At 70.9% G+C, this 11745-nt stretch carries 9 protein-coding genes; all 9 read right to left on the reverse strand.

Annotation, left to right across the window (positions count from 1 at the left end; translation table 11 throughout):
* Window positions 1–2: 2 nt before the first annotated feature.
* Window positions 3–782 carry an ABC transporter permease gene (locus HF526_RS28175; protein ID WP_169384612.1) on the reverse strand — a complete coding sequence of 260 codons (780 nt, stop codon included), beginning with the start codon at window positions 780–782 and terminating at the stop codon, window positions 3–5.
* Window positions 783–795: 13 nt separating this feature from the next.
* Window positions 796–1959: an ABC transporter ATP-binding protein gene (locus tag HF526_RS28180; RefSeq protein ID WP_338051811.1), complete on the reverse strand. Its 1164-nt coding sequence runs from the start codon at window positions 1957–1959 to the stop codon at window positions 796–798.
* 192 nt (window positions 1960–2151) lie between these two features.
* Window positions 2152–3426, reverse strand: a complete 1275-nt coding sequence (locus HF526_RS28185) for a PucR family transcriptional regulator (protein WP_169384613.1) — start codon at window positions 3424–3426, stop codon at window positions 2152–2154.
* Between the two features lie 38 nt (window positions 3427–3464).
* Window positions 3465–4901 carry a phytoene desaturase family protein gene (locus HF526_RS28190; RefSeq protein ID WP_169384614.1) on the reverse strand — a complete coding sequence of 479 codons (1437 nt, stop codon included), beginning with the start codon at window positions 4899–4901 and terminating at the stop codon, window positions 3465–3467.
* Window positions 4898–6685, reverse strand: coding sequence for a DUF3556 domain-containing protein (locus HF526_RS28195; protein ID WP_169384615.1), 1788 nt, complete (start codon window positions 6683–6685; stop codon window positions 4898–4900). Before HF526_RS28195 ends, HF526_RS28190 begins: the two co-directional genes overlap by 4 nt.
* Window positions 6686–6744: 59 nt before the next feature.
* The gene (locus HF526_RS28200; protein ID WP_169384616.1) at window positions 6745–8211 is read right to left on the reverse strand and encodes an AMP-binding protein; all 1467 of its coding nucleotides are present in this window, start codon (window positions 8209–8211) and stop codon (window positions 6745–6747) included.
* A 274-nt stretch (window positions 8212–8485) separates the two neighbouring features.
* Window positions 8486–9418, reverse strand: a complete 933-nt coding sequence (locus tag HF526_RS28205) for an oxygenase MpaB family protein (RefSeq protein ID WP_169384617.1) — start codon at window positions 9416–9418, stop codon at window positions 8486–8488.
* Between the two features lie 12 nt (window positions 9419–9430).
* Window positions 9431–10423, reverse strand: a complete 993-nt coding sequence (locus HF526_RS28210; protein ID WP_169384618.1) for a R2-like ligand-binding oxidase — start codon at window positions 10421–10423, stop codon at window positions 9431–9433.
* Between the two features lie 27 nt (window positions 10424–10450).
* Complete coding sequence (locus tag HF526_RS28215) at window positions 10451–11557, reverse strand: NDMA-dependent alcohol dehydrogenase (RefSeq protein ID WP_169384619.1); 1107 nt, start codon at window positions 11555–11557, stop codon at window positions 10451–10453.
* Window positions 11558–11745 lie beyond the last annotated feature (188 nt).

The raw sequence follows: 11745 nt of genomic DNA on the forward strand, positions 1-11745 counted from the left end.
GATCAGATCCCCTTCGGCGGCACGAGCTCGAGGTACAAGGCGGTCAGCACCAGGTTGATCATGAAGACCAGCACGAACGAGATGACGACGGACTGGTTCACCGCGTCGCCGACGCCCTTGGCACCCGGCGGCGGGTTGAGCCCGCGGTAGGCGGCCACCACACCGGCGGTGAAGCCGAACAGCACCGCCTTCAGTTCGCTCACGACGATGTCCGACACCTGCGCGATGGCGCTGAAGCTCGCGATGTAGGCGCCGGGCGTGCCGCCCTGCACGATCACGTTGAAGAAGTAGCCACCGCCGACGCCGACCACCGTGGCCAGCCCGTTGAGCACCACCGCGGTGGTGGCCATGGCCAGCACCCGGGGCACCACGAGGCGCTGGACCGGGGAGATGCCGAGCACCTCCATCGCGGAGATCTCCTCGCGGATGGTGCGCGCGCCGAGGTCGGCGCAGACCGCGCTACCGCCCGCGCCGGAGATCAGCAGCGCCGTGACGATCGGCGCGGCCTGCTGCACGATCGCGAGCACGCTGCCCGCGCCGGTCTGGCTCTGCGCGCCGAACTGGCGGGTCAGCTCCGCGAGCAGCAGTGCGATGGTGGCGCCGAACGGGATCGTGAACAGCGCGGTGGGCAGGGCGGAGACCTTGGTGACGAACCAGGTCTGCTCGATGTACTCGCGCAGCTGGAACGGCGGTTTGAAGGTCTGCCGGACGATGTCGATGCCGAGCCCGATCAGACGCCCGACGGGGGTCAGGGCGCGGGTCAGCGGTGCGGGAGCAGTCACCGGTGGATTCCTGTCAGGGACGGCCGTGGCGGCCAGCGGGTGGGGGCGGAGCGGACGGGCCACGGCCTGGGCCGGCGCCAGGACCCATCGGGCCGGGGCCACCGGGGCCGTAGCCACCCGGGCCGGGAGCGCCGGGGCCGTAGCCACCGGGGCCACCCGGGCCGTACCCGCCGGGCCCCATCGGGCCGCGGGCGCGGGCTCCGGCGTACGCCTGCTCCTCCGCGTAGGACTCCTGGATCGCGCGCTGCGCAGCCGGGGGCAGGGTGTGCATCATCGCCATCACCCGCTCCCGGCGCCGCCGCACCGCCTTGCGCTCGGGCAACCCGGCCGCCGCCTCCAGCTGCGGCTTCAACGGCGGCAGCCCGGACAGCTCGCTCACCTCGGCCATCTCCCGGGCCGCCTGCGCGGTGTCCTTCTCCTCGGACATCCCGATCGGGCCTTGGCGGCGGCCGTTGAGGAACTGCGCCACCACCGGCTCCTCGCTCGTGAGGAGCACCTCGCGCGGCCCGAACATCGCCAGGTGCTTGCGGTAGAGCATCCCGATGTTGTCCGGCACCGTCTGCGCCGTGTTGATGTCGTGGGTGACGATCAGGAACGTCGAGTCCGTCATCGCGTTCAGATCGATGATCAACTGGTTGAGATAGGCCGTGCGCACCGGGTCCAGACCCGAGTCCGGCTCGTCGAACAGGATGATCTCCGGGTCCAGCACCAGCGCCCGGGCCAGCCCGGCCCGCTTGCGCATCCCACCCGAGATCTCCCCCGGCAGCTTCTTCTCGTCGCCGGCGAGCCCGACCATCTCCATCTTCTCCGCGACGATGTCGCGGATCTGCGCCTCGGACTTGCGCGTGTGCTCGCGCAGCGGGAACGCAATGTTGTCGTAGAGGTTCATCGACCCGAACAGCGCGCCGTCCTGGAACAGCACCCCGAACAGCTTGCGGATCTCATACAGCTTCGACTCGCTGCAGCGCACCAGGTCGGTGTCGTGAATGACGATCGACCCCTTCTCCGGCTTGAGCAGCCCGATCAGGGTCTTCAAGAACACCGACTTGCCCGTCCCCGACGGGCCCAGCAGCACGCTGACCTCGCCCGGCGGCAACGTCAGCGTCACGTCCGACCAGATGTTCGCCCGCCCGAACGACTTCGACAGCCCCTCGACCTTGACCTCGACGCCGGCCACCGATGCCTCCGATTCCACTCCGAATGCGGTGCGGCGGGCCGACCTGATTGCCTCAGGACCGTCGGCTACCGCTCAACGGTCCAACGAGGGTGGGTGAGGCAGGTTACTGACGAGTTCGGTTTGGGCGGCGAAGTTACGCCGATCGGAGTTGTGAACTGCTGCGCGTGGCGGCGGCACAACTCCCCCGACTAGCTAGTGCCCGTTGGGGTGGCTCGCTCCTCCCCCGCCGGGGCGGCGCAGCACCGTGGCACCGAACCATCGGCAGATGGTGAGCGCGAGCTGCAGCTCGAGGGGATCGCGGTCCAGATCCGGGAGGTACTTCTCGACGATCTGCTGAATCCGGTAATGGACGGTGTTGCGGTGCACCATCAGCTGCTCGGCGGTGGCCACATAGCTGCGGTTGGTGGCGAGGAACAGCCGCAGCGTCTCCCGCAGGCCCTCCTGCCGGCGGTCGTCCAGGGCGAGGTCCCCCAGGGTGTCGGCGACGAAGTCGGCCAGTTCCTGCGGTTCGTCGGCGAGCAGCGCGACCGGCGCGATCTGACCGAACGCGACCGCCCGCGGCGCGTTCTCCCCCGCGGACACCGCGAGCTTCTTCGCGCGCGAAGCGTTGCGCAGGCTCCGGCGGAACCCGTCGAGGCCCGGGCGGGGACTGCCGAGGGCGACCCGGACCGGGAGCCGGGCACCGTCGAGCTCGCGGGCGACGAGCCCGGCGTCGAGATCCTGGTCGGCGGCCACCGGGAACCAGATCCGCACATCGCGCTCGTCGGTGGGGACGGACAGCGCCGGGCCACGGGCTGCGAGGACCTTCTGCAGCACCGAGGTGAGCCGGTCGAACACGCCCATCACGTCGTCCGGCGGGGTCGCCCGGTCGATCCACCCCTCGACCGCCAGGTGGGTGCGGCCCAGCCGGTAGCCCAGCGCGGTCTCGGCCTGCCGGATGTCGGGCGACGGATCGTGCAGCAGCTGGGTGATCCAGTGCTGGCGGAGCACACCACGGCTGCTCACCCAGCGCTCGCGCTCCTCCTCGTAGGCGCGCGCGACCTGTTCGCAGACCCGGTCGATGTAGACGGCGACGACGTTGACCAGCGCGATCATCGTCTCGGACGTGTCCGCCCGGTTCAGCCGCACGGCCTCGGAGAGGGCGGTGTCGAGGAACTTCGCCTGCCCCAGCCGGTAGGCCCGCAACAGCGCCGAGAGCGGGACGTCGCGCTGGGCCAGCCGCCGGGCGTAGGACGTCGCCGACGACGGGGCGTCGACGGTGTGCGGATCGATGTCGTTCATCAGCACGTGCATCGCGGTCACGATGTTCTCGGCGATGCTCGCCTCCAGCAGCGCGCCGAGCCGCTCGTCGTGGTCGAGGACGGCGATCTCCTGCTCGGTCTCGGCCGTCAGCTCGGCGATGAACCGCTCCCGGTGGGGCAGCATCGCGCGCGCGACCAGCACGACCGGATGCGTCTGTGCGTCCATCTCGCTCCCCGTCGGTCCTCCCCGCGGCTGGCGGGATGCTAGGCCGTCACCGGGATCCGCAACCGCCGCAGGGCCGACCGCGCCGCGTTCGCCCCGCCCATGCCGTGCACGCCGGCGCCGGGTGGGGTGGCGGCGGAGCAGATGAACACACCCGGGATCCCGGTGCTGTACGGGTCGAGGGCGATCCGCGGGCGCATCAGGACCTGCAGTTCGGTGTTGGCCCCGGTGACGATGTCGCCGCCGACGTAGTTCGCGTTGTACGCCGCGAACCCGGGCGCCGACCGCACGGCGAGCCCGACGATCCGCTCCCGCAGCCCCGGCGCGAACCGCTCCAGCTGGTCGAGCACCAGGTCGGTGGCGTCACCGGGATACCCGTGCGGCACGTGCGCGTAGGCCCACACGGGGTGGACGTCGCCCGCCGACCGGCCGGGGTCGGCCAGGTACTGCTGCGCGACGAGCACGAACGGCCGCTCCGGCAGCCGTCCGCGGTGGATCTCCCGCTCGGCGAGCGCGATCTCCTCGAACGTGCCGCCGACGTGCACCGTCCCGGCCCGCCGGCAGTGCTCGTTGCGCCACGGCACCCCGCCCGCCACCGCGAGGTCGACCTTGAAGGCTCCCGGCCCGTGCCGGTACCGCCGGTAGGCCCGGGCGACACGCGCCGGGAGCCGGTCCCCGGCGAGGTCGGCGACCGCGCCCGGGGCGAGGTCGAGCAGCACGGCGGCGGCCGGCGGGAGCTCGGCGAGCGAGCGCACCCGGATCCCGGTCTCGATCGTGCCGCCGAGGTCGGCGAGCAGCGCGGCCAGCGCGTCGGTGATCGCACGGGACCCGCCGCGCGCGACCGGCCAGCCGAAGCGGTGCCCGGCGGCCGTGAGCATGAGCCCGATCGCTGCGCTCGTGGGCCGCTCGAACGGGTGGAAGGCGTGCGCCGCCACCCCGGCGAACAGCGCCCGGGCAGCGTCGGTGCGCCAGCGGCGCGCCACCAGGGCGGCCGGCTGCAGCGCCCGCAGGCCGAACCCGGCGAGCCGCACCGGGTGTCGCGGGACGTGCACGACCGGCCGCATCAGATCCGCGGACAGCGCGTCGAAACCGGCGCTCAGCGGGCCGAACAGGCGTCGCCAGGCGGGGCCGTCCACGCCGAGCCCGGCGGCCGTCTCGTCGAGCGAGCGCACCAGCACCCCGGCCCCGCCGGTGTCGAGCGGGTGGGCCAGGTCGACCTCCGGCCGGCACCACTCCAGGCCGTACCGGTCGAGCCCGAGCGTCTGCAGGAACGGCGACCCGAGAACCATCGGGTGGACCGCCGAGCAGTGGTCGTGCAGCACCCCCGGCACGGTCAGCTCGCTCGTCCGGGTGCCCCCGCCGATCTCGTCCGCGGCCTCGAGCACCGTCACCCGCAGGCCCGCGCGGGCCAGGGCGACGGCGCCGGCCAGCCCGTTCGGGCCGGCCCCCACCACGATCGCGGTGTCGCCGCCGGTCATGCGCTGCTGGGGACGTCGGGCCGGTCACGGTCCCCGGGTCCGCCGATGACCTCGACGGGGATCTGCGAGCCGGCGCCGTCGAGCCACGGCTGGCGGGAGATCATGTCTTCGATCCGCACGTACCCCTCCTCGACGAGCCCGGTGGCCGCGTCGTGGATGCGGTAGTGCTGGCGCTGGACCTGGATGGGCTGCGATTCGAGCATGATCACCCGCAGCTCGCCCGGGGCGAAGCCGCACCGCTCCTGCACCGCGGCCAGCAGGCTCTCGTCGTGCAGGTGGCCCTCGCCGAAGTTCCAGCCGAGGACGACCCCCGCCACGAACTCGCCCTCGCGCACGTCGTAGGCCTCGATGTCGTCCAACGCGCGCGGGAGCAGCCCGTTCAGCGCCCGGCCGTGGCTGTGCATCGAGCGCCAGGCCATGGCCTTGGCCAGCATCAGCTCGGCGGTGTCGTCGTCGTAGAGCGTCGCGAGCTGGTCCCGGGTGGTGCGGGCGGCCTTGACGATGTGGGCGTTGAGCGCGTTCTCCGCCCCGGTGCCCGGGCCGTCGGCGCCCTTGCGGAAGCACCAGAAGCTCGTGGCCCAGTTGCCCGCGTAGTACCGCATCGCCGGAAGGAACGACACCAGGTGCGGCTTCGCGTTGCCCAGCACGGGCATCGCGACGAGCGCGGCCAGCAGGATCACCCCGAGCAGCGGCGAACCGAGGCCGAACACGTCCACGTGGGCGTTCGCACCGAAGAGGAACACCGTCGCGAACATGACGTAGATGTTCCACTCCAGCGGCACTCCCATCGGGAAGGTCGACAGGATGTGCAGGTGGAAGATCAACATGAGGCCGATCGCCAGCGAGGTGACGATCCCGCCGTGCGACAGCACCAGCACCACGGGGACCACGTACTCGATCACCGTGCCGGTGTGCGCCGCCACGCCCGCGAGCCGTGAGGGACGGATGTCGTTCGGGTAGTCGCGGTAGAACTTCCGCTTGATCCAGTTGATCCGCTGCAACGGGCTGTTGCTGATCATGATCGAGACCACGTAGGGGAAGTGGTGGTTCAGCTTGGACGACGCCGCGCCCCACCACATCGCCAGCATGACCAGCTTCAGGCCGATCAGCATGTCCGAGTACGGGAACAGGAAGACGACCACGGTCACCGCGTACTGCTCCGCGCGGGCCGCCAGAAAGATCGTCTTGTCACGCAGCCCGATCAGCGCGAGGGCGACCAGCAGCGGTGCGATCGACACCGGCGCGAGCAGGCCGGCGGAGTGGCCGACGGGGACGAGGTCCGGCGACCCCGCAGCGACGACCAGCCGGCCCGCCGAGACGAGCACGGCAAGGTAGAGCAGGACGTCGACGACCGTGCGGGTCGTCCCCCGGGTCAGCGGGACCTTGCCCGGCCACGGCGCCAGCCGGACGGTGCCCGGCCGGAGCCAGTGCAGGAAGGCGCCCACCGGCGGCAGGAAGCGCAGCGTCAGCGGCATCGAGCCGCAGCCGAGGCCGAGGACCTCGTACAGCAGCGTCCAGATGACGACCTTCTGGAAGAAGACCGGCTCCGTCCACCAGGACGTGAGGTCGGAGACCGGGCCGAGGCCCGGGGTCAGCGCGATGAGCGCGATCCCGCCCCACACGTACCCGACGAGTTTGACGACGTAGAGCAGGTAGACCGCGTACGGCGTGCCGAACCCGTTCTCGACCCAGTGCAGCGCCAGCGGCTTGATCCGTTCCAGCCGCGGCTTCGCCTTCCATTCCTCGCGGTCGATGTCAGGGAAATCGGGGGCGATGAATCCCATGGATGGTCCTTCGTTCCTGGTCCACGGCGCGGCGAATCCACACCGATGGGGACGGCGGGTCAGCCTGCGGTCGACCCGGATTCGGCGAGCCGGTCGCGCAATCGGATCTTGTCGATCTTCCCGACCGGATTCCTGGGCAGCGTCGGCACCATGACGATGTCGGCGGGACGCTTGTACGTCGACAGGGATCCGGCGCAGTGCTCGTGCAGTTGCGCAGCGGTCGCGGTGGCCCCCGGGTTCAGCGTCACGAACGCGACGGGGACCTCGCCGAGAACGGTGTGCGCACGGCCGACGACGGCGACCTCGAGAACCGCGGGATGGGAGTGCAGGACGGACTCGATCTCCTTGGGGTAGATGTTCTCGCCACCCCGGATGATCATGTCCTTGATGCGGTCGACGAGCACGAGGTAGCCGTCCTCGTCGAATCGGCCGACATCGCCCGTGTGCAGCCAGCCGTCGACGACGGTCCGCGCCGTCTCCTCCGGCCGGTTGAGGTAGCCGCACATCACGTTGGGACCGCGCACCACCACCTCGCCCGGCGACCCGTCGGTGACCCGCCGCCCGCGGGCGTCCACGATCGCGACCTCCTGGCCCGGGATCGGCAACCCGACGGTGCCCGGCTTGCGGATGCCGCCGACCGGGTTGATCGTCGACGCGCAGGTGCCCTCGGAGAGTCCGTAGCCCTCGACGATCGGGATCCGGTACCGGCGCTCGAAGCGCCCGATCAGCTCGGCCGGCATCGGGGCCGCACCGCAGATGGCGAGCCGCAGCGACGACGTGTCGGGCCGGACCTCCTCGGGCAGCGTCGCGAGCATCGCGTAGATCGCGGGCACCGCGGAGAAGTAGGTGGGCCGCACCGCCTCGACGGCCGGGAAGAACGCGGCCGGGCGGAACCGTCCGGCGATCGTCGCCCGCCCGCCCGCGAGCAGCGGCGACAGCACGCTGACCACGATCCCGTTGACGTGGAACAGCGGCAGGACGAGCAGGCTGTGGTCGGACGGGCCCAGTCCGACCGACGCGATCGCCATCGCGCACATCGCCGTCAGGTTGGCGTGGTCGAGCATCACGCCCTTGGGCCGGCCGGTCGTGCCGCTGGTGTGGATGAGCAGGGCGAGCGCGGCGGGATCGGCGGGGACCGGGGCCGGGCCGGCGCCGGCCGCCACGGCGGGCAGGTCCGCCACGTCCATGGTGGCGACATCGGGACCCGACCCGTCACCGAGCACGACCACCGCGCCGGAGTCCTCGATCTGGTACCTCGCCTCGGCGGCGGTCAGCGCGGGATTCACCGGTGTCACGGCGGCGCCCAGGCGCCAGGCCGCGAACAGCGCGACGACGAGTTCCACCCGGTTGGGCAGCACGACCGCGACGACGTCACCGGGCTCGACGCCCCGGCGCTGCAGCGCACCGGCGGCCGCGCGCACGCGCCCGGCGAATGCGGAATTGGTCAGCTGCAGTTCGTCGTCGGCGATGCACGCCGCGGACGGATTCCGTCGCGCCCGCTCGTCCGGCAGCACCGCATTGTGCACGACCCTCGCCCTTCGCCCCGTCGTGATGTCGAAGGGACGGTACGGGCCGCCTGTGATCCGAAACATAGATTCGGATCACGAACTTGCCGATGGCGCCTGTGCGCGGCGCACAAGGTCTACGGACGGTGAATGCGCATGTCACCCGATCGAGCCGGACGCCCCCGGATCGGGCTCCGCGGAATGACGGAGAAGGCGAAGGAGCCGCGAATGCGCGTGGCCGGGAAGGAGCCTTCCGGCTCCTTCCCGGCCACCGGTGCTGCGAATCCGGATGCGGTCAGGTCGCGGCCGGCTCCGCCGGCGCATCGGGCGACCGGCGTGCCGTGTGCGGCACCGGGCACCCCGTCGGGAACGTCCCCAGCCGGGAGACGTCGAACCCGTTCGGATAGCTGCGGATGCTCGGCATGTCCCGGGCCATCTTCATCTCCGCCCGCGGCTTCATCAGCCGCACGACCTTCCCGCGCAGCATGAGCGCCGCCCGGGACGCCATCTCCACGGGCTTGGGCGGCGCCGGGTAGCGCAGGGCGTCGCGCAGCGGTGCGTCCATCAGCGCGTAGGAGAACGTCTTCACGAGCCCCTTCGGCGCCAGATGGTTGGGCGGGAACGTCGTCATGAGCTCCAGGGTGGAGTCGGCGACGGCCCGGGCGCCGTCGTCGTAGCCGAAGTGCTCGGCCTCGTAGCGGTCCAGGTGCTCGGTGAACTCCTGGTACGTGGCCGGGATCTCGGTGATCCCCATGTGCCGGCCCAGCTCGCGGTAGTAGTTCGCGCTCGCGACCTTCTCCCGCTCGGTGAACGGCCGCCAGCCGTAGTCGTCCATCCACCGGATCGGCACCACCACGAACGTGCAGAGCACGTAGCGCAGGTCGTCCTGCGTGATCGGGTAGCTGCGGTGCATCTGGTTCATCCGCCGGATGGCCGCACGCCCGGTCTCGTGGCCGAACCCGTACTCCAGCACCGTCTCCAGGATCAGCGCGGTGTCGTCGTAGCGCTTCTGCACCCGCTGCGTGAACTCCCCGGTCTCCGCCAGCAGCCGCCCGATGCTCGGCACGGCGTAGGTACGGAACAACGCGAAGCTCAGCGACTGGTTCATGTCCCACGGGAACTCGTGGCCGGACATGATCCGGTAGATCTCGACGTAGTCGGTCTCCGTATCCAACCGCTCGATCTTCCGCAGCCAGTCGAAACGGTCCCTGCGATCCAGGCTGAGCATGGCGTCGCCCGGCTAGCTCGCCGCGGCGAGGAGCTGCTCCTGGTCCTCGGCGTGGAACTTCTCCTCGAGCAGCTCCGGCGACGCATCGACGTCGATGTCGAGCAGGTTCGCCCCGCGCGCCGACTCGATGGCACCGAGCCGGCGGCCCAGCTTGTCCATCGCGTACTCGGCCATCTCGGAGACGTCCACCGCGAACGGCGGGTCCTGGCCCTCGTACTTGTCGAACGTCGCGGTGACGACGCCCATCGAGGGGACGATGAGCTCCTGCATCCGCTCGTCCACGACGTCCCACATGGCGTCGTCGGCGGCGACGTGGCGGCGGCAGGTGAACGTGCCCCACGCCATGTGACGGCGCTCGTCGTCACCGATGTGCTTGATGAGCTTCTGGATGCCGGGGAGGATCCCGCGGCTGGTGCAGACCTTCGACCAGGCGAAGTAGCCGGTCAGCGCCAGCGTGCCCTCCACGATGTGGTTGTAGGTCACCGACGCGCGGATCTGGTTGCGTGGCGACGGGTCGTTCGCCAGCGCGTACAGGCTGTCCGGCAGCTGCTTGGTGAAGATCTCCATGTAGCCGTCGTTGAACTCGATGAACTCGTGCAGGTCACCGGTCATGCCCACCGCGTCGAAGAAGCGGCGGAAGCCCATCGTGTGCTTGGCCTCTTCGTACACGAACTGGGTCAGGTACATCTCGTCGGCGAGCCGGCCCTCCGCCGCCATCGCGGCGACGAACGGCTGCAGGTCCTGGGTCACCGACTCCTCGCCGGCCAGGAACTGCGCGGCGAGCGCGCAGGTCCACCAGCGCTCGTCGTCGGTCATGTTCGCGAAGTCCTCGGCGTCCTGGGAGAAGTCGATGTCGCCCGGGTTCCACTGCCGTCCGTTGCCCTTGCCGAACAGCCGCATCGGGAACGAATCGAAGTTGATCCCGCCCTGGCTCAGGCTCGCGAAACCCTCGCGCTTGCCGTGCTCGATACTGCGCTTACCGCTGTTCGTCACCGTGGTGGTCATCGCTCGGCCTCCTTGCCGTCAGGGTCGTCAGTACCGGATGAGGCCGCGGATGTTGCGACCGTCACGCATGTCCTGGTAGCCGGTGTTGATCTCTTCGAGGGAGTACTCGCGGGTGATCAGCTCCTCCAGCTTGAGCTGGCCCAGGTTGTGCATCTCCAGCAGCCGCGGCACGTCGTGCTGGCCGTTCGAGCTGCCGAAGAGCGCGCCGCGGATCTGCTTCTCGTAGAGCGTGAGCTCCAGCAGCGACAGCGACGCGGTGTCCTCGTCGGGGTGGCCCAGCGCCGTGACGACGACCCGGCCCTTCTTCCCGACCAGCTGCAGCGCGGGCTGCAGGTAGCTGCCCTCCGCGACGCCGGTGGTCAGGATGGCGGCGTCGGCGAGCTGGCCGCGGGTGAGCGAGCTGACCGTCTCCCAGGCCTCGTCCATGTTCGTGGCGACGTGGGTGGCACCCAGCTCGAGCGCCTTCTCGCGCTTGAACTCCACCGGGTCGACGGCGACGACGTAACGGCAGCCCGCCACCCGCGCACCCTGCACGGCGTTCGCCCCGATGCCGCCGACCCCGACCACGACCGCGGTGTCGCCCGCGCGCAGCTCGGCGGTCCGGACCGCGGACCCGAACCCGGTGGTGACGCCGCAGCCGACGAGCGCCGCCAGGTGCAGCGGGAACCCCTCGTCGATCTTCACGACGGACTTCACCGGCACCACGGTGTGCTTGGCGAACGTGCCCAGCAGGCACATCTGGCCGACGTCCTCGCCGCGGGCGTGGAAGCGGTAGGTGCCGTCGAGCTGCGGGCCGAGCGTGGCGCCGGCGCCGTCGTCGCACAGGCTGGTGTACCCGCGTGCGCAGTACGAGCAGCGCCCGCAGCTGGGCAGGAAGGTCATCACGACCGGGTCGCCGACGGCCACCTCGGTCACGCCCGCACCGACCTCGATGATGCGGCCGGCGCCCTCGTGGCCGCCGATCATCGGGAACGGAACCGGCAGGTCGCCGGTCACCAGATGCTCGTCGGAGTGGCACAGCCCGCTCGCGGCGAGCTCGACCATCACCTCACCCGGGCCTGGCGGGTCGAGCTCGACCTCCTCGACCTCCCATTTGCCGCCCGTCTCCCAGAGCACCGCTGCCGTGGTCTTCATAGTGGGTCAGCATGACGTGGATCACCGGCCCGATGCACCGGCCCACCCGCGCCGGGGATGGCCCACAAGTGCCAGACCACCCGTCCGAGCGACACCCCGGATGCCATCGGGGTGGCTTTGCCGTCGCCCAACGCGAGCAAAGCCGCCCCGTTGGCACGGGGCGTGCGGGGTCAGGCGGGGGTCAGGCG

The organism is Pseudonocardia acidicola (genome assembly GCF_012911935.1).
GTDB lineage: Bacteria > Actinomycetota > Actinomycetes > Mycobacteriales > Pseudonocardiaceae > Pseudonocardia > Pseudonocardia acidicola.

Bases quoted from the DNA above. Each gene is read 5' to 3' on its own strand.
- HF526_RS28185 (WP_169384613.1), bottom strand. From the start codon at position 3,426: ATGGACGCACAGACGCATCCGGTCGTGCTGGTCGCGCGCGCGATGCTG.
- HF526_RS28190 (WP_169384614.1), bottom strand. From the start codon at position 4,901: ATGACCGGCGGCGACACCGCGATCGTGGTGGGGGCCGGCCCGAACGGG.
- HF526_RS28195 (WP_169384615.1), bottom strand. From the start codon at position 6,685: ATGGGATTCATCGCCCCCGATTTCCCTGACATCGACCGCGAGGAATGG.
- HF526_RS28205 (WP_169384617.1), bottom strand. From the start codon at position 9,418: ATGCTCAGCCTGGATCGCAGGGACCGTTTCGACTGGCTGCGGAAGATC.
- HF526_RS28210 (WP_169384618.1), bottom strand. From the start codon at position 10,423: ATGACCACCACGGTGACGAACAGCGGTAAGCGCAGTATCGAGCACGGC.
- HF526_RS28215 (WP_169384619.1), bottom strand. From the start codon at position 11,557: ATGAAGACCACGGCAGCGGTGCTCTGGGAGACGGGCGGCAAATGGGAG.